The 19,068-nt window shown below is 43.5% G+C and carries 18 protein-coding genes and 2 pseudogenes; 1 reads left to right on the top strand and 19 read right to left on the bottom strand.

What is annotated here, in order from left to right; genetic code table 11:
- The 9 genes from AC6EJC_RS24665 to AC6EJC_RS24625 all read right to left on the bottom strand — a co-directional run.
- On the bottom strand, window positions 1-1,463 hold a 1,463-nt coding region (locus tag AC6EJC_RS24665), incomplete at its 3' end, for a dynamin family protein (protein ID WP_444956202.1).
- 381 nt (window positions 1,464-1,844) lie between these two features.
- Entirely contained in the window at window positions 1,845-2,117 is a 273-nt protein-coding gene (locus tag AC6EJC_RS24660) for a hypothetical protein (RefSeq protein ID WP_013310628.1), read from the bottom strand.
- A 58-nt stretch (window positions 2,118-2,175) separates the two neighbouring features.
- Window positions 2,176-2,850 carry an endonuclease III gene (gene nth, locus AC6EJC_RS24655; protein WP_029514969.1) on the bottom strand — a complete coding sequence of 225 codons (675 nt, stop codon included), beginning with the start codon at window positions 2,848-2,850 and terminating at the stop codon, window positions 2,176-2,178.
- Between the two features lie 212 nt (window positions 2,851-3,062).
- Window positions 3,063-3,710 (bottom strand): GerMN domain-containing protein, encoded by a 648-nt coding sequence (locus tag AC6EJC_RS24650; protein WP_444956201.1) that lies wholly within the window; start codon window positions 3,708-3,710, stop codon window positions 3,063-3,065.
- A 45-nt stretch (window positions 3,711-3,755) separates the two neighbouring features.
- Window positions 3,756-5,255, bottom strand: a complete 1,500-nt coding sequence (locus AC6EJC_RS24645) for an N-acetylmuramoyl-L-alanine amidase family protein (protein ID WP_444956200.1) — start codon at window positions 5,253-5,255, stop codon at window positions 3,756-3,758.
- A 291-nt stretch (window positions 5,256-5,546) separates the two neighbouring features.
- Window positions 5,547-7,118, bottom strand: coding sequence for an N-acetylmuramoyl-L-alanine amidase family protein (locus AC6EJC_RS24640; RefSeq protein ID WP_444956199.1), 1,572 nt, complete (start codon window positions 7,116-7,118; stop codon window positions 5,547-5,549).
- Between the two features lie 229 nt (window positions 7,119-7,347).
- Complete coding sequence (gene leuD / locus AC6EJC_RS24635; RefSeq protein WP_444956198.1) at window positions 7,348-7,950, bottom strand: 3-isopropylmalate dehydratase small subunit; 603 nt, start codon at window positions 7,948-7,950, stop codon at window positions 7,348-7,350.
- A 20-nt stretch (window positions 7,951-7,970) separates the two neighbouring features.
- Window positions 7,971-9,395: a 3-isopropylmalate dehydratase large subunit gene (gene leuC, locus AC6EJC_RS24630; protein ID WP_444956197.1), complete on the bottom strand. Its 1,425-nt coding sequence runs from the start codon at window positions 9,393-9,395 to the stop codon at window positions 7,971-7,973.
- Between the two features lie 883 nt (window positions 9,396-10,278).
- Window positions 10,279-10,980, bottom strand: a complete 702-nt coding sequence (locus AC6EJC_RS24625) for a collagen-like protein (protein WP_444956196.1) — start codon at window positions 10,978-10,980, stop codon at window positions 10,279-10,281.
- A gap of 522 nt (window positions 10,981-11,502) precedes the next feature.
- Between AC6EJC_RS24625 and AC6EJC_RS24620 the strand changes: the two genes are divergently transcribed.
- Window positions 11,503-11,640, top strand: coding sequence for a hypothetical protein (locus tag AC6EJC_RS24620; RefSeq protein WP_444956195.1), 138 nt, complete (start codon window positions 11,503-11,505; stop codon window positions 11,638-11,640).
- 293 nt (window positions 11,641-11,933) lie between these two features.
- Here the strand turns inward: AC6EJC_RS24620 and AC6EJC_RS24615 are convergent.
- From AC6EJC_RS24615 to AC6EJC_RS24570, 10 genes and pseudogenes are all read right to left on the bottom strand, one after another.
- Window positions 11,934-12,656 (bottom strand): annotated as a pseudogene (locus tag AC6EJC_RS24615) (DNA-methyltransferase).
- Window positions 12,656-13,111 (bottom strand): ParB N-terminal domain-containing protein, encoded by a 456-nt coding sequence (locus tag AC6EJC_RS24610; protein ID WP_444956194.1) that lies wholly within the window; start codon window positions 13,109-13,111, stop codon window positions 12,656-12,658. Before AC6EJC_RS24610 ends, AC6EJC_RS24615 begins: the two are co-directional and overlap by 1 nt.
- Before the next feature lie 201 nt (window positions 13,112-13,312).
- Window positions 13,313-13,420, bottom strand: coding sequence for a YjcZ family sporulation protein (locus AC6EJC_RS24605; RefSeq protein WP_444956193.1), 108 nt, complete (start codon window positions 13,418-13,420; stop codon window positions 13,313-13,315).
- A gap of 116 nt (window positions 13,421-13,536) precedes the next feature.
- Window positions 13,537-13,935 (bottom strand): YmaF family protein, encoded by a 399-nt coding sequence (locus tag AC6EJC_RS24600; RefSeq protein ID WP_444956192.1) that lies wholly within the window; start codon window positions 13,933-13,935, stop codon window positions 13,537-13,539.
- Window positions 13,936-15,152: 1,217 nt separating this feature from the next.
- Window positions 15,153-15,569: pseudogene (locus AC6EJC_RS24595) on the bottom strand (restriction endonuclease).
- A gap of 481 nt (window positions 15,570-16,050) precedes the next feature.
- Window positions 16,051-16,554 carry a hypothetical protein gene (locus AC6EJC_RS24590; protein ID WP_444956191.1) on the bottom strand — a complete coding sequence of 168 codons (504 nt, stop codon included), beginning with the start codon at window positions 16,552-16,554 and terminating at the stop codon, window positions 16,051-16,053.
- A gap of 26 nt (window positions 16,555-16,580) precedes the next feature.
- On the bottom strand, window positions 16,581-17,006 hold the full coding sequence (locus AC6EJC_RS24585) for a hypothetical protein (RefSeq protein WP_444956190.1): 426 nt from the start codon (window positions 17,004-17,006) through the stop codon (window positions 16,581-16,583).
- A gap of 510 nt (window positions 17,007-17,516) precedes the next feature.
- The gene (locus tag AC6EJC_RS24580; protein ID WP_444956189.1) at window positions 17,517-17,681 is read right to left on the bottom strand and encodes a hypothetical protein; all 165 of its coding nucleotides are present in this window, start codon (window positions 17,679-17,681) and stop codon (window positions 17,517-17,519) included.
- A 407-nt stretch (window positions 17,682-18,088) separates the two neighbouring features.
- Complete coding sequence (locus AC6EJC_RS24575) at window positions 18,089-18,385, bottom strand: hypothetical protein (protein WP_444956188.1); 297 nt, start codon at window positions 18,383-18,385, stop codon at window positions 18,089-18,091.
- Window positions 18,370-18,582: a hypothetical protein gene (locus AC6EJC_RS24570; RefSeq protein WP_444956187.1), complete on the bottom strand. Its 213-nt coding sequence runs from the start codon at window positions 18,580-18,582 to the stop codon at window positions 18,370-18,372. The genes AC6EJC_RS24575 and AC6EJC_RS24570 overlap by 16 nt, the downstream gene beginning before the upstream one ends.
- Between the last annotated feature and the right edge of the window lie 486 nt (window positions 18,583-19,068).

Here is a 19,068-nt window from a genome sequence, read left to right as displayed (position 1 = left end):
ACAAGCTGGGCCAGCAAGCGGTCTACCAGCGTCAGCGCCTTGCGGCGGCAATCGGCCGTGACAGCGGCGCGTAGGTCCTTGCAATAGTTCAACGTATACTCAGGCGACAATGCATTTTCCTTCACTGTCTGCTCTACCAGTTGCCGGTCTGTCACAGGGCGAATGTTATCCAGCTCCTGCTCCATCGCAGCGGACCACAACCCCTGTCCATCACCCCAAGATCTCAGTAACTCCCGCACATGAGGAAGCAGCTGGCCCTCCACCTGATCCGTCAGCATTCCTGTCAGCCGTTCCAAACGGCGTTCCTTTTCTCGCTCTGTTTTTCCTCCGGCAAACCATAGCCCTGTTTTGAAGCCCGACTTGCGGCTCTCCAAATATTCGCCCGCCGCTTCACGTAGCTCCGCAGGCGTCAAATGTGCGTGTTCCAGTAGATGATCCAGCTCTTGACGCAGCCGTTTATGCTCCTGCTCGGGAAGCATCTTCCAGTGTTCATCTTCTTGCTGTAAGGTTTTCTGCTCTATATCCAAGCGCAAAATGGCTTCTTCCCCACCTGCCTCTTTCAGCAGTGTGTTCAGTTCCTCTTCTTCAGCCGCCTGCACAGCCTCCACATGTTGCTCTACCAAATGGTGCATGGAAGACACTAAACTGTATGCTAAAAGCTCTGTTTTGCGCTCCAGCAATTTTGGAATCAGGCGCGTCAACTGTTCCCACTGGTTCCATGGGTGGTTCTGCTCTTTCAAGGTAGTAAACAGGATATCCGTATAATGAACCTGCCAGGCGTGAAAGCTGGTCTCCACCTCACTACGATAACGTGTAAATGAAAGCTCCCGCTCCCGGTGTTTATCTATTTGATTGATGATCAAATATAACGGCTTGCCCCAATCCGACAAACTTTTGGCAAAGGACAAATTATTTTCAGATTGGACATGGTTGTAATCCATCACATAAAAAACGATATCTGCCCAATGTAAAGCTGAATGTGTCGCCAGCGCATGTCCGTGGTCTGTGGAATCTACGCCGGGTGTATCCAGCAACACTCCTCCGCCAGATAACATCGGAACATCCTCCCATACCTGAACCGATTCATAGGCTCCACCATTTTTACAATACTCAGCCAGCTCGGACAGGGAGGCTTCCACGATTTCCGGCTCCGGGTTTTCCGGTGTTTTGGCTGGATGAATGAGCGCTCTCGAGCGTCCATAGCGGATGGATACTACATTAGCGCTCGTAGGCACCGGCCCGGATGGCAGCACGGTTTTACCGCACAGGCTGTTAATCAAGCTCGATTTGCCCGCTGAAAAATGTCCACAAAAGGCAATAGTCAGCTCCTGCGCATGCGCCTTTTCCAGCAGATCACCTACTGCCTTTGCTCCCGCTTCATCCCCAGCTTTACGCAAGGTGTTCTGTATCTGTTCTATCGTATCCAACCACTTGCCCGCATCTCCTGTAATCGTTTGCATCATAAGCTACGGTTCACTCCTTGTCTCTTGGCTGCACCAAATAGCTATATTGTAGCATTCCTAAGTCACTGTGAGAATCATCACAATTGAAAAAACTAAAAAGCGCTCCCCGTCAATTCATGACACTGGGGAACGCTTTAGAAGCCGCCATTACTGCAAGGCTTCAATTGAAAGCAAATAAGTAATTTAGCAATCGTATGCGGCGAGTCATCAAAACCTTGAAAAGGCAATGACGAAGCAAGATATGTAAACAACGGACGAAAATCGCCCATGCCCACCATTCCATGAGGGTCTTCAAGAATCGTGTAGATCATGCGCCTTTAGGCTGGTTAGACCAGCCGAGCCGCCTACACTGGAACATGCACGCATGTCCGCTACATGAAATTAATTGGCTGCAGTCTCAAGCACCGGCAGCAAAATTTCAAATACTTGACCATGCTGTAAAATCGTAATCCCACGGGATTTGTCCTTCATTACGACCACTTCTGGTTTTTGTGACATACGCTCCAGATAATGCTCGGGTACATCACCGGAATGGCTAACCGTGATTCCCTCTAGCTCGCGCTCTTCGTTTTCAGCAAACTCTGTTGTTACAATTTGCTCGAAAATATCGGAGAAAGCTTCAAAATTGTCTGTATATACCGAAATGCACTTCATACTCTTCATCCTTTTCTACACATAAATGGTTAAACCCTCTGTAGCCTCTGTTGGGTCTTTAAGCTCTACGTTCCTTATCTTTTCTGATAAGAGACGTTTTCATACGTTTCTTCCCTTCCCTGCACACATCAAGCAACGGACATACCTGACATTGAGGGTTTTGAGCTTTGCAATGGTAGCGTCCGAAAAAAATAAGCCTGTGGTGGGTCAAAGACCATTCATCCCTAGGTACCCTCTTCATCAGCTTTTTTTCCACCTCAAGCACTGAATCATCCCACCCTGCAAAGCCGAGTCGCTTGGAAACGCGCTCTACATGCGTGTCTACCGCAATAGCTGGTACATTAAAAGCAGTAGAGACTACGACATTAGCCGTCTTGCGGCCAACACCGGGTAGCTTGACCAGTTGATCGTGCTCCGACGGTATCTCTCCCCCGTACTGGTCTATTAAAATACGGCACAGGTTATGAATATGCTTGGCCTTGTTTCGGTACAAGCCGATTCTGCGAATATCCTGCTCCAGCTCCTCAAGAGGAACAGCCAAATAATCCTCGGGTGACTTGTATTTTTGAAACAGGTCTGCCGTTACTTTATTGACCATCTGATCGGAGCATTGAGCAGACAATAACACAGCGATCGTTAATTCAAAAGCATTGTCATGGTTCAACTCACAATGGGCATCCGGAAACATCGTACCGATGGTGTCCAATATATGACGTGCGGTTGCTGCATTCACGGAATCCTACCTCCTACCAAAAAAAACGTCTTGATACGGGATAGCCCGCATCAAGACGGTCACTCTAAATAATCATCCGGAAAGAAACGAATACTATTTGTGCATGACTGCCTGCATAGGCGAGAAATACACTCCTATATTATCATTATCTGTCACAGATTGCACGTGAAAAGTGTGTAAATTCCCAAGAAATTTTCATACAGTCTGATCTGTTAGCGGGTCATTGGATGATCCAAATCTACATGTCCCATTAAGGACTCCAGGGACTGACCATCTACGAGTAAATCCAGCGTTTTGACTTCCTTGAATTGGAACATGGTTTTCTTCAACGCATCGATAGCCAATTCCTCGCCGCCTGCACCCAGTCGAGCCTCATCAGGCAGGGAAATATCAAAGGTCAATGCTCCGTTATCCAATTTGATCTTATGCACGGAAATTTTCTCGGACCACAACGGGATCAGAGCAGAATCCCCACTCTTTTGCAGAGCTTCAAACGCTTTTTGGAATTTTTCCAGCTCGCTCGGGTAGGTAATTTCCTTTTTCTGTTCTTTCAAGCCGTTCTCTTGTGTATCCGTATAGTACACCGTGATCTGCTGTGTTTGTCGATCTCCTGAATTTTCCGTATCCGTCTTGGCCTTTGTAGGCTCCGTCGACGGGGATGCAGGCGTTTGACTCGCCCCATTATTTTCAGCAGATTGAGCCGATGGATCAGTGGTCTGCTCGGGCGTACTATTTTGTGCAGCAGGTGTTTGTGTTTCTTGAGATGGAGTCGCAGGAGCAGCTGTCTGCTTGGAGGCACACCCTGCACCTGCGATGGCGAACAGTGCCAGCAGACCTGCAATTACGATTTTCTTGTTCATATGTCCCCCTCCTTGCTTGACGTTGGCAAGCAATTTGTTGAAGATTTATTTTACACCAAGATACTCTGTGATGCCATCAGCAATCCCTTGAGCTACCCGGTTTTGAAAATCTTCATCAAACAGTGTGGCTTCCTCTTTTGCATTACTCAGATATCCTACTTCAAGCAAAACGGCTGGCATAGTCGTTTCCCGAATCACATGGAAATTGCCATAACGAATGCCTCGATCTGTCAGACCCGTCGCAGGAGCAAAGTACTTATGCATAACGTTGGCGAACGCTTTGCTTGCACTACGCTGGTAATACGTCTCTGTACCGTTGGAAGCTGAGCTACCGCTGCTGTTAGCATGAATGGACACGAACACGTTAGCATTAAGATTTTCAGCCACTTTTACGCGCTGTTTAAGCTCCAAGAATGTATCATCGTTGCGTGTCAACACAACCTCAAGATTGGGGTTCTGCTTTAATATGCTTTCTACTTTCAGAGCCATAGACAGGTTGAAGGTCTTTTCATAATTTTTTCTTGAAACCCCAACCGCTCCGGAATCTTTTGCTCCATGACCAGCATCAATAACAACGACCTTTTTACCATTGCTGTTAACTGGTGATGTCTGCGTGTCATCCGGCTGTGAACCATCTGGTAACGTTGCGTCTGGCGTTGTATTAACTGAATCCTTGGAAGCCAGATCGACGATAACACGATTCGATCCATCATTGTATGCGGTATAATTCATGGCATGTTTCAAATCAATAACAACGCGAACCGTTGAAGGTTCCTTTTGGAATAAAGCATAACGGATACCGGACACATCCGCTTCATTCTCAATGTCCAGCGAACCATTTAAGTTGCTATCCAGCTTTTGCTGGTCTCCAAAATTATCAGCAAACGCAGTCGCCGGCAAATCCACAACTACCCGATCAGGGCCTGTCATCGTAAACGCTTTCGGCTTGACTGCACTCGCAGTTGTGATTGTTAAACGGTTTTGACTGAAACTAATTCCCTGCACCTGCGTAACACCTGTACTCGCATTATTAGTCGGTGCAGTTACGCTTCCTGTACCTGTACTGTTATTCCCGGATTTGGGAGGTGTAAACTCCCCGTTTCCTGACCCGCTACTGCGGGTATATAATTTTACGGACTTGGAGTTGCTGTCCCATTTTACGTCCAGTCCCATTTGCTCGCCGATAAAACGAAGCGGTACAAGGGCATAATTGGAACGCAGCAGAGGCGAAGCATCCAGACTAATGTCGCTTCCATTGACAGTCGCTGTCTTACTTCCGATTATCATTCGGATCGAGGTACTGTCCTTCTCAATCGTTATGGTTCGCGCCTGCTGCTTCCATGTCACGTCATATCCCAAATTTTCAGAAATTACGCGTAGCGGGACCATTGTACTTCCGCCAATTACTTGTGCCTTAGCACCACTAGGGACACTTAACTGTTGATCGTCGAGATAGATTTGTGTTCCACTCGAAGCCGCATGTCCATAACCCGGAACCGCCCACATGAAGACAAATAATAACAACAAAAAACCAAATTTCTTCATTCGTCACCCTTCCATTCATAATTTTTTTGCCACATGCTCCGGTGCGGCGACCTGATATACGCGCTTATGTAATATCAGACAACCTTTTAGACGTTATCTCACACCAAAAGTTGCGAATATATTCCATCATAACAGAAATATACGTGCCAAAGAACTACTTTTGTCGAATTTTGACTAAAAATATAGTTCATTCGCTTTCCGTCAAAAGTCATTGCTAAAAAAACAAAAAAAGCTACTTTTCACCCCATGAATTTTCATTAAAGGTGGAGAGTAGCTTTTTTGCAAACATCCTTAGTTAAGCGATTCAGTTGTACCCGTTCCCGTTCCAAGATACTCCTTCAACCCATCAACAATACCTTCGGCAATCTTCTCCTGTGTTTCTTCTGTGAACATGGCCGCTTCATTTGACAGATTACTAAGGTAGCCACATTCCAGCAGCACAGCAGGCATTTGTGATTTTCTCGTTACCACATGGTTTGCCACTTTAATGCCGTTATCCTTAAATCCGGTAGCGTCTACAAGATGCCTGTGCATGGTCGTTGCCAATCCCAAACTTTCCTGACGTGCATAATAGGTTTCAGAGCCATTGGCTTTTCCGTTATTAGAGGCTGGCATACTGTTACCATGGATGGAAACAAACACGCTTGCCTGTTGATTGTTAGCAATCTGTGGGCGTTCATCCAGCGTGGGATACGTATCTCCATTGCGAGTCAATACGATTTGAATATCAGGATCATTTCGCAGAAGCTGCTCAACCTTTAAGGCTACCGCCAATGTAAATTCCTTCTCATGTCTTCCAGTCACACTGCCTGCTCCAGGGTCCTTGCCACCATGTCCGGGATCAATTACGACGATTCGTCGTCCTTCGACATTCGTTGGGGTCATCACCGAGTCCACATTACGTGCACGCATTTGGAGGGTGATTTCACCTGAGCTGTTTTTTGAGAGATCGTAATCACGTGCTTGATTTAAAACAATAACGATGCGGACGCCCCCATTTTGTCCGTCTGTAGGAGCAAACCTAATTTCCTGCACATCCTCGTTGTTACTATTCGTCAGCACCCGTGAACCATCGTCACGAATCGGGAAGGTTTGGGAAAACTCCGACACCAGCGCTGCTTCCGGTAAATCCACAACAATACGGTCAGGTCCCGTCATTTTGAACACTTTTGGGGTTATATCTTTGTTCAGAGAAATTCGTAATGCTTCATCATCAAAAGTAATGTTTTGCACAAGCAACGCATTTGCCTTTGACAGCTCTACATTCTGCTGTTTGGACGGTGAAAGTGCAGTCTCAGTATGCTTGTCTACTTCAGCTGAATTTATTGTCGTCTCTGTAGCTGTAGACAGTTTTTGTGTGCTTGTTGTACTCTGTGTCAACGTTTGCTCCGATTTTTGGGATTGAGACTGTTTATCTGCTTGTTGAGTTGCAGCCTTTTGACTGAGATTTACGGATTTACTTTTATTATTCCAATCCACTTTTAGCCCCATTTGCTCCCCAACAAAACGCAATGGTACCATGGTCGAGTTGCCACGAAGCACAGGTGGCGCATCCAGATTAACTGTTTTTCCATTCACATCAGCCGATGTACGGCCTACATACATAGACATGTCTGTGCTGTTTTTTTGAATTGAGATTTTATAGGCTTGTGGTTCCCACTTGAATTGATACCCAAGCTGCTCCCCAACCACCCGGAGCGGTACCATGATTTTTCCATTGACCATTTCAGGCTTGGCATCTGCAGGCGCTTCCACCCTTCTGCCATCCAAAAACAAATCTGCTCCAGCCGCATTCACATGAGGGGAGGACGGCCACAACCAAATCAAGAAAGCCGCTAGTATCACCCAACCATATTTCTTCATCCTCATTCCCCTAACTTATATGTATTTTTTTGTGCTTCTCATAGGCATAGTCCTTCAACCATTTTACATTTACAATACCATGCTGTGTCGAACCGTCAACCCCTTATTTACCAATTTATTTTTTGAACATGATAAAAGCCCGCAGGCAAAAGAATTGCCAGTACGGGCTTTCTGTCTAACAAACTAGTAATTATATTGCTTCATATTGAAACTGAACTGGGAATTATAATTATGCGCCTTGTTTCGCAGCACGTTTTTGTTCATAAGCCAGAATTTCAGACTCATGCTGGAGTGTCAAGCCAATGTCATCCAAACCTTGCAGCAGGAATTGACGGCGATGTTCATCCAGATCGAATTCAATATGCAGACCATAATCATCAGTGACTGTTTTATCATTCAGGTCTATGTTCAACTGGTAGTTATCATGCTTCGCCGTGCGCTGAAACAATTCTTCTACTTGCTCTTCAGACAGCTTGATCGGCAATATACCGTTTTTGAAACAGTTATTATAGAAGATATCCGCATAAGACGGTGCAATTACACAACGAAACCCATAGTCCATAATCGCCCAGGGCGCATGCTCACGTGAGGAGCCACAGCCAAAGTTAGCGCGAGAGATCAGCACAGACGCTCCTGCATAACGAGGCTTGTTCGGTTCAAATTCAGGATTGATATTGCCCGCTTCATCAAACCGCCACTCGTAGAACAGAAACTGTCCAAAGCCCGTACGTTCGATTCGTTTCAAAAACTGCTTAGGAATAATAGCATCTGTGTCCACGTTCACCCGATCCACAGGTGCTACAATTCCTTTTAATGTTGTGAAAGCTTCCATCGTAATTCCTCCTCTGTATCCTAGCGGACTACTTCTTCCTGCTTGAATTTCCAATCCCGTACATCGACAAAATGTCCATGAATCGCCGCAGCGGCTGCCATTGCAGGAGATACGAGGTGAGTTCGTCCTCCGCGTCCCTGACGACCTTCAAAGTTACGATTAGAAGTCGATGCACAACGCTGTCCCGGTTGAAGTACGTCTGGATTCATCGCAAGACACATGCTGCATCCCGCTTCGCGCCACTCAAATCCTGCTTCTTTAAAAATGACGTCCAGTCCTTCTTGTTCAGCCTGAATTTTCACACGACCCGAACCCGGTACGACGATGGCCGTTACTTTGTCAGAAACCTTATAACCTTTGGCAACCTCAGCCGCGGCGCGCAAATCTTCAATCCGCCCATTGGTGCAGGAGCCGATAAACACATAGTCAATCGCAATATCCGTGATCGGAGTACCTGGCTTCAAATCCATATATTCAAGCGCTTTTTCAGCAGCTTTACGTTCGTTTTCTGTTGGAAGTTCTGCCGGAATCGGTACGGTTGAGGAAATATCTGTACCCATGCCCGGGCTGGTGCCCCAAGTTACTTGTGGAATCAAAGCATCAACGTCAAACTCCAGCACGACGTCAAACTCAGCGCCTTCATCTGTGACAAGCTCTTTCCACTCAGCAACCGCTTGCTCAAAAGCATCTCCTTGTGCTACATGTTCACGTCCACGCAAGTAGTTGAAGGTGGTTTCGTCCGGCGCAATCATACCTGCTCTGGCTCCGCCTTCAATAGACATGTTACACACAGTCATGCGCTCTTCCATGCTCAATTCGCGGATGGATTCACCTGTGTACTCAATAACATAGCCTGTAGCGAAATCTGTACCGTATTTGGCGATGACACCCAAAATCATGTCCTTCGCTGTCACCCCAGGTTTGCGGCGGCCTACAAAACGAACTTCCATCGTTTTTGCTTTTGCTTGCTGGAGACATTGCGTTGCCATTACGTGCTCTACCTCACTGGTTCCGATACCAAAAGCGAGCGCTCCAAACGCCCCGTGTGTGGAGGTATGACTATCACCACAAACAATCGTTTTCCCCGGATGAGTCAGACCAAGTTCAGGCCCCATAACGTGAACGACACCTTGATCAATCGTATCCAGATCATACAGTGTGACACCGAAATCACGGCAATTTTGAGTTAATGTATCGATCTGCTGCTTGGAAATCGGGTCCGTAATATTGTAACGGTCCTTCGTCGGTACGTTATGATCCATCGTTGCAAACGTAAGCTCTGGACGACGCACCTGACGTCCGCTAAGCCGTAGCCCCTCAAACGCCTGCGGCGAAGTTACCTCATGTACGAGGTGAAGATCAATGTACAAAATACTCGGCTTGCCCGCTTCCTGATAGATGACATGGTTATCCCAAATTTTCTCGAACATGGTCTTTTTACTCATCAATATTCACCCCTGTGTTTTTCGAACCTAGTGGAGAGAAGCTGTACGGCTCTCTCTTGGATGTCAACAATATACCACGAGACGTTTGATTGGTCTAAGATATGATATCTATAGAAGTGATAGGTTAAGACTATAAGATGAATTGGGAAAGAATTATCATAATCTGTTCATCAGATGGAGCCTCATATTTCTTCTCAAACTTTGAAATAACTTCTGCGGGAACCTTGGCATTTAGTCCAATCGTCAGCGAATTCTTCTGTAGCTTCTAATGGAGTTAAGTACAGTTGGAGTTAATGTACACCTGTAATGTAGTTATTGATTTTCATCTGTCGATCACGTTCAACTTCATTTTCAGAACGTTAGTCGATAAGAAATTACTCTTTAAGTTGTTTGGCATGTTCTTCAGCATGATTTCTTCCAACATGGAAATATCAAGCCTAGGATAGCCTTGGTTATGGACAACAGCCTTTAAATCAGACAGGACCTGAAGATGAAATAGGATAATACTGATTTTAGGCTAGCTGAACAGTACGATCACACAGGTTCCTTTTTCGGATATTTTGAAGTATTTCAATAAAAAAAGAAGGCAGGAAAAGTTTCCTGACCTTCTTAAGGTTCATATTTTCTATGTCTAAATAATATCATTGGTTTATTACAATGTTACTACGGATTTTCCATTTTAACTTTAGAGATAGGCTTTGGAGTAGTGGTAGTATTTAATTGATCTTATTACTGCCACTACGTTCTCTGGCCATGCTACACAATCACCCCCCATAAATACGTCTGCTTACTATGAGTGTAATTAGACAAACTGACGATATGAAATCGTATAGTCTTTTCTAAAGCGGCTACATATAATGTTCTATATATCATTAAAAATGGTTTAAACAGTCAACTTTAATATAGTAAGAGTAGTATTGGTAAAGTTATGAAGTTGGGCTGGGGTTGCATTTGCATTTACCAATTGAATAGTTGTAGGAACGACCCCTACAGTAATAATGACTTCTGCCGAAGTTGGTCCGCCACCGTTACCCGTAAAGGGAACAGGGGTAACAGGGATTCCATTTACGGTAAGGTTAAAGTTAGCATCGCCTTGGTTATGAATTGTAAAATCTATTAGATAACTCCCCGTTTCGTTGATTGTTATCGTTGAAGATGGAGGAGTGAAAGTAAATGCACCACCAACATTAGCCAAAACTCCAGTAAAGGTAATTGGTGAGTTACCCGGAACTGTGTCAGTTCCCGTACCAGGATCTGCTCGGAAAACACTTAAGAAGTCTGATATCCCGGCGCCTGCAGGCCCTGCTGCCCCCGTTGCTCCTGCTGGTCCTACTGCTCCTGCTGGTCCCGCTGGTCCTGCTGGCCCTACTGCTCCTGCCGGTCCCGCTGGTCCTGCTGGCCCCACCGCTCCTGCCGGTCCCGCTGGTCCTGCTGGCCCTACTGCTCCTGCTGGTCCGGGAATTCCTTGAAAACCTTGTAGCCCTTGCTGGCCTTGAGCACCTGGAACTCCCTGTGAACCCGGCAGTCCCTGCGGCCCCTGAGGTCCCTGAGGTCCTCGGATCCCTTTAACAATAACCTTCGGCAAAACTTTGACTTTTTTAACTATACACCTTCTAAATTTTCTCCGATTCATTTTCTTTTGCCAACAATAATGTCGAAACATAGTTAATGATCACCTCCAAAGTCTAGTCAAAGTAGCTTATTGTGCAATTAACCAAAAAGATTGGGCTGTTGACTTCATCTAGGGAAAATAGGCATAGGCCTGACCCTATCGTGTTAGAATTATTACAGCGCATCCTTCTGAAGCTTACTATCCAGTTCAATCAACCGATCCAGATCCTGCACCGTCTGCATTTTTATATTTCCAGCTTGCAAATCCTTTACCCACTGAGCTATGCCAGCCTTAACAATCTTCCGATACTGTGCCTTGGATTCGAGGATTCCTTCGATGACTTCTATTTCATATTGTAATGCTGCGTTGTAGCTCGTTGTCTGTTCCCATTGTCATATCCTTCGTAATTTCCCATATACTGGAATATAGAGATAGCGGATGACTCGAAAATGCCACGCGTGGCGGGCCGCTATCTCAGCCGGGGGGATAGCCTGGATGATGGGGGAAACGTTTGCGCGTCTCCCTTTTTATTTTAAAAAAACGCCTATATTATTTGGGCGGATGACTTGGAGAGCTATGTGGTTATTTTTACTTTATACTCTGAAATCAACCAATCTATTAAAAAAACAATAAGTAACCAAGAAAAAAATGAATTCCGTAGAGAACAAACTTGTAATGGAGTTCATTTACCATCGAATAATGCAAATCTGTCAACCAAGGATTAAGCCATAAAAGTAAAGGATTTGTTAAAAATAGTAGTATATTTTTATCATCGTTTCCTGATAGGTTACACATACAAATAATCAGAGATAATATCGGCAGCCAGAAGCTCATTCTCTTGATTATTTTCATTTAATCCCCTCCTATTTTTCATGATCCTATCATTAATAGGTGACTACAACTAGGTATATAGCCTAATAAATTTATTATAGGGGATTCACGCGATGCAACAGTATCGGCTCAATACCGATGCTCTCAAGGAAACGTTTCTTAATTACATCGCAGAAGATCGGATCCAGTTCCAACGTCCGGCATGTCCGGCCCATCTGCTCACATGTCATAAGCGTGAAGCCGCTGCCGCCAAAGAAATCGACAACCACGTCACCACGCTAACTGCTATTCTTAATTGGAATAGCCAATAGATCAAGGGGCTTCTGAGTGGGGTGAACATACTTATTTACATCGCCCCTCGAAACTTCCCATACTGTCTCAGGCAGCGGTTCCTCAACAGGAAGACCAGCCTTCCATACCGTTGTCTGTGTCCGATCACCGTACCAGGCTGGAGCCTTGTTTTTCAGGTGAGCATAAAAGACCGGCTCATGCTTAAAACGATACTGTGCCCAACCAAAAGTAGCCACGTTCTTGACCCAAATGCACTGGCAGCGGACCGTAATATCTGCAGTATTCATGGCATTCTCAAAATCACGTTGATAGGACGAAGGATGAAGTACATAAATGGCTGCTGAAGGCTGCATCACAACTGCATAGTTGGAAAAAACAGCATACAAAAAGCCCGCGAAGCCCTCGGCGGGCATGTTGTCATTCATTATGCTACTACGGCCGTGTGCACTCAATCGTGCAGAATCACTCTCCACCGCCACGTTATACGGCGGGTCAGTGACCACCAGCGATGCCTTAGCTCCGTTCATCAAAAGTGATACGTCATCAGGATTCGTCGCGTCACCACACACCAACCGATGCCGACCAAGCTGCCATAATCCCCACGCCTGGTCTCTGGCTCCTTGATTTCATCCAGAGCACGCTGGATATCAAAGTCATCGTCGGTAACGGGAAGGTCCAAAGCTTCATCCTGCGGAACAGCAAACTCTGCCGCTAGATTGAGAAGCTTCTCCTGCTGATCGTCCAGATCGACGACGGAAACGGCCAGCTCCGTATGCCCAAGCTCATTGACCATGATCTTGTACCGCTGGTGACCGCCGACCATGTTCCCGGTGCGCTCATTCCAGACAATTAGCTCGACATAGCCGAATGATTCAATGCTAGCTTTAAGCTTTTCGTATTCGGGGTCGCCTGGCTGCAAATCTACCCTCGGGTTGTATGCTGCTGCGTTGATTTGTTCTATCGGTAGGGCTCTGATTTCCACTTGTATGACCTCCTTATTTTCTAGTGTTCTTTAACTTGGTACTCCCATCAGATTACCTTTTAAGCGTCAGTCCCTTGAAACAAGAAAAAACGAGCCAGTAGCAGCTCGTCATTGTTACTATTGATTTTAAATTGTTCGACCAATTACATTGTACTCATAAGAGTCGAATTCTCAGTAACCTGTGGCTGAGCCCTTTAAGCATTACAACCCCCAAGTACGGCTAACAATCACAAGCAGTATAAATAGTACGAGAATAACCCCGACACTGGTAAACATACCGCCATAACCAGCTCCATCAGTCCCACCCATATTTCCATACCCCTTTCTAAATAGGATTAGTTTATAGTATGAAGGGCCGTAAAAAACGTAAAGGACAAATAGATTAGTCAAAGGAAATTTGTACGGGGATGTGTTTTTTTAGTTAATTAATATCGGTACTCTTTCTCATCTCCAGTATTTCCACTGTACATATGGGAGTGAGGAATTCTACCGTTTACTGTTGTATACCCTTCAAAGTGATGGTAATGACCACCACCCGCTAAGTGAATGGCTGGTCCTGTAGTTCCTCTAATTAAGTGCGTATGTTGATCGTTAAATGATGTTTCTACATAATAATGATGAACATGCGGAACACCACTTGGAGCTGGCTCTGTTACTCCAGCGTAATGGTGGTAGTGTCCCGCATCAAATGATGTATTCCCTTTAAAAGGATGTACGTGAACATTAACTGGTCTACCGTCCCACGAACTAATAAAAAGCTTATGCGAATGGTTAGAGTCGGAATCACCGGAATGAACAACAAAACCTGTTATTGGTATTTCCATCAAACGGCCACCTCTCTTTATCAACTGCCATATACTATGAAAGAGGTAGTGTAAATGTTCAAAAGGCTATTTGAGTTGGTTTCCACTATTCGGGTGAGTAGCTGATACCGCTATGAGAATGTGTGTATACCCTATCTCTGCTGCACTCCTTCCAGCATTCGCCTCAACAGAAGGCAAGCTCAAAACGGCTTAAATTTCGTCGTATGAGGGCAAAAGAAAAAGCACCCGAAAGTGCCTACTAATCATAATTTTGAATTAGATATTTTCCCAAAAAGGCTAAAAATAAGAGAAATGAACCAAGTATCGAAATTATCAGAGGGATAAAATAGTCAATCGACTTAATTTCTAAAACAAAATAATATCCGATTAAATTCAAGTAACTCACACATGATAAAACTAAATAAGCAGGAAGTTTATTTAATACCCATTCTTCTCTTAAATCATTCAGATAAGGAGCATTTCTTTGTTTCTTCCAGTAAACTGAATAAATTATCAAACAAAACAGATATAAAAAAACAACACCACCACCACGATAGTTGCTAAAATTATTTGGAAGATTAGAAAAATTGAATCCCAATTTTCATATCCAAATTTCTTAGAAAAGAAAGATAACGTTTTTAAAAAATCACCATTTACATCAGGTATGTTTTTCCTAATATATGATAAAACAAGTAAAATGAACGAGCTGAAGACTAAGACCTTTGAAATACTAAGTTCCTTCCTTTAGCTCTTTTAAATTCGCTATTATGTCAAACATTTTTACTATCCCTCCTATTATGCACAATTCGACACTCAGGAAGGCCTATCCTTTTTCACATAGTCAGACCAAAAATAAAACTAAGCTACCTCCTCCCATCTACCCCATACACAACCTTTGCATTTCTTCGGCTGTTTTGGTAGTCCTCTAAACGGGAGCAAAATTCCTTTCGTCTGCTTCTTCTTCAAGACTAAAATCCTTTCAAGGCAATAAAAAAGCCACCCAAATGAGTGACCTGTATCTGCCTATGTATTTATAGCACCAAAGTAACACAAGCGCTTATTTAAAACCTAAAAAAATAAACAGCGATAAGACCCATTCACGTTAAACGGGATGCAAAACGCTGCGCTGTGCATAAAAGCATTTGTACTTAGTTACTAGAGAGGATGAGTTAAAAAGAGAATACGCTCAGAAATCAAACTCAGTTTATTCATTCTTTGAATTCCTCTCTTTCTTGCTTCTAACCTGCTTTCTTAGTTGCAGAATTCCTTTGTTTAACCTCCAAAATCATTTCAATAAGCTGTTCCCTGTTGATCAAGCGAACGTTATTGGACCTTGCCAGTCTGTAGGCTTGCTCTGTGTAATCACTATTTGTCACGACCCATGCCGAAGATGCACGGTAATGAGCTACCGCACCGTAAACCTCCTGAACCGCTTTAAGTCCAACATTTTTACTGTACCGTTTCGCCTGAACCACGATACACTGACCGCTTTTTGTAAGAACCAGATCGACACCTTAATCTCCAGAAGCTTGTGTAACCTCAGCTTTGTATCCTTGTGCTCTGAACAGATGTCCTAAATATTTCTCGAATTGATAACCATCCATTTTATCAATTTCAGCAGTCCCAGAGTTACGCAGTCTTGTTGAAGCAGCCATTTGACGATAGATAATAAATGCTATGACTATTTCTACTGCCATAAAAGATGCAAAAACAGAGGCACCGATTGAACCCGTTACTGAAAAGATAAAAAAGAACGGTGCTATTAACGCAATCCCTGCGATGACCTCCTCAATAGAACTTTTCTGCTTTCTTCTCCGTCTTCTAGCCATTAATAATTCCCCCTTATTCTGTATATATCGACAATAAAGAGATTGGAATTAATAGGTAGGAGAAAAGTCTCTACGGAATTGAACCGCGCGAGAATTCTGATCAGGCTGTTAATATTTCCACTGGTTAACGTTACCCTTGTCGCCTGCGCGGGCCATGTAAAAAAGGCCTGCACATTGACCAACCTGATTTACCGAGGCTCGAAAGCGCTGCGATGCGTTCCTTATTTGATTTTCCATGATACAAATTTACCACATGAAAAGTCCAGTGGCGGGTCATAAAGAGGTCATTTTCCCGTCAAAAATATTACTATTCCCATTGACCAATTGTGAAATTGCTTCTCCAACTCCAAAAATCGCCTAATCCAGTCCCAGTAATACTCACTGAACCTAAAGATATAGCGAATGGTACCTCAGTGTATGAATGAGCATAACTATTGGCAAAGCTTCCTGTAGCGCCACCATGCGCTTCTGGTATTCTTACTTCAGTATATAAAGTTCCGTATTGCTCTTTGATGGGTATTAAGCGCACCGACCCAATAGTTCCCAAAGTTTGTGATTGATCAATATTACTAAATTCACCATCTTGCCAGTTTCCATTTGCTGAACGATAAAAGAAATCAGCTTTTGACCCAATGGCAGAAGTATGGGATTGGAAAGCATGCGCTACCCTATCAGATAAGGTAATCCAAGGGATGTTGCTCCAGTTAAAATGTGTTCTGTATGAATACTTGTACTCTCTACCATTAGCTGTTTTCCCCATATAATGAATTGAAGAAGTGCCTGAAAAAGTACCGTCGTTAACAGATCCCATTGCAGATGTACTAAACTTATCACCTTTTATTTTTTTAAATCAGCTTCTTTGATTTTGTTAATTTCAGCTTCATTTTCTGGTGTAATTATATGTTCCTTACCACTAAGATCAAAATATTTGTGAACCATTTCACTTTGGGTTACATTAACTTTCACTCCACCCTCAGTAATGAGATAAACTTTCTCTGCCTCAGAGAGTTCTTCACTTTCTTTTTCGGTATAACCCATTTCGCTTAAGATCTCGTATTGTTGTTTCTCCGTCAAAGATTTTGCATTTTCAATCGGCGCAATACGGCCATCAGAAAATTTTTTAACCGTTAGATTGTTGTCAATTTTCAGTGGAGTATAGTCCATTACCTCCATTTCTGCCGCACTAGCCGCGCTAACTGAGCCTTGAGAAAATGCAAGGAGTCCAACTACCACAAGCGAGAGTAACCCTGTCTTCTTTTTCATCTTTTACCTCCAAAGTGGAATAATATTGTAAATACATTTCCAATAATATCATAGATATAGTATAATGAGCAATTATTGGAGGTGAATTCTAATGTTAGTAACAAAAAAAAATTTCATCATTTATTTTAAAAATTGCATTTTTTTCACTAATCATTGGTTTGATTTATTATTATTCAGGATCTCATCCAAGTGAAACCGCTAAATTAGTCGAAGTTAAAGATGATTACTTAGTCATCCAAAGCGATGCTTCTAACGGAGGCGAGATTAAAAAATTATATATCTCTTCAAAGTCCGTTATCCCTCCTCTTGTTGTGGGGAAAGAATATTACTTCGTGTCTGACCAAAGATATTTCCAACGTCCATATATCCGTTTTGTAGAAGACTAAAGTAGCAGAAGTCGAAGAAACCGATCTTCGACTTTTGCTTTTTATACAATTTGGATATCTATATATTTTTCTGTTATAACGTTAAGATTCAATGCAGTCCCTAGTATGTTGATAGCTTCACATTTTAATCTACGAAATGTACTGTAACTAATTCCCATTTCCCCACAACTGATATAACCAAAAACTCACCCTCATTATCTAGATAACTTCGCTGAATAACCTCTAGTTGCATACTGGAAAGCTTGTCCATTGCCAGCACCAGCAAGCGATCTTTTGCCTGCAGCTCCACCTCCTTATCCAACTTGTATACAGCGATGGATTCAGTCGCTTACTGATCGCATTGGTAGAGTGATGTTCTCTATATGAATACGAATTTGTAATTATCAACTCTCACCAAACAAGGCCCATCCCTCTATTTATCTTTTCACTGACACACTACCTATGGATGGAAGCATAATATGTGTATCTGGTTCCTTCAAATATTCTCCAAATGTCAAAACAAAAGCGTCAGCTCGGTCTGGTGACTTGAGCCCACGCTTTTTCATATCCTTCTTACTTTCAAGCAATATTTTACCTTTACTAGTCATGTTCCATTTACGTGATGTAAGTTGAGTTATCAATACATCATCATCAGGTAATTGCAGAACACTTGTATCTCCATTTATGAAATTGCTCATATTCTGTTCCAATTGTTCCTTAATGGATGCCCATTTCAGTAACTAAATTTCCATAGTGCTCATCTAAAGAAGAAGAGCCATTGTTAATCGGAATGATTTCATAAGGCAGTCCTTCTTCAGCTACAATCTCGTTTAGTCGATCAGTTACTCCTCCACCTACACCGCTATCGTCCACTCTTATTCTGATTCGGTTCAAAAATGAATAATCTAAATGTAGTTCTTTAGCCAGGCTAATCACCCATGCGGCAGTTACCATCGTGTCTTTCTTGAAATGATGGTGTTCCCCTGCAATTCTTGGCCCTATGCCAGCAAACATTGAGGTTTCATTATCACCAAATGGTGCAACGTCAACGCTATAGTTAGAATATCTCCGGAAGGATGCAGATTCACTTCTTTAGCTGCAAATTCAGCTACCTCCAACGAAATAAATGTATCCGATTCTCCACAAAGAAATTCACCTTCAACCCGGACTCTCCAGACATCGCTGCCTTCGCCATACTTCCGCTTGGGCATGGCGATATTATCCTTGCTGGTTCTTGGACTGTCCAAACAGGATGCCTTGCGTGTTTTATAGTCCGCTCTGTCCTTATTATGCAAATCATAAAAAAACACCCGACGTTTTTGGAGGCCACTGAAAAACTACCTGATTTTTAAAAACACCAAAACTTTAGGGGGTCAAATATGATTCCTCGAACGCGAAACGAGCCTTAGAAGCGATTCTAGAGGCTCGTTTTTTTGACGTTTTTTATAAAATAGACTTTTTCAGTGGCCTCCGTTTTGGTCGGGTTCGCGCACGTGAAAAATTTATTGTGGCCGCCTGAAACGTACCGAATATCGCCGCCATGATCCTATCGTCCACACCAGAAGCCTCATCCACAATGTATAGCAGGTAGTCCTCGTGGAATTCCTGTATACTCTTAGGCTTGATTGCTATCCGAGCTGTTGAGCGAACCAGCATTTCTCATAGTTTTTCATGTGTATCTTGGTTTTAATACGTTT

The organism is Paenibacillus sp. TY11 (assembly GCF_059772165.1).
Note: the sequence above shows the minus strand (reverse complement) of the source record. Positions and strands in the feature narration are given on the sequence as shown.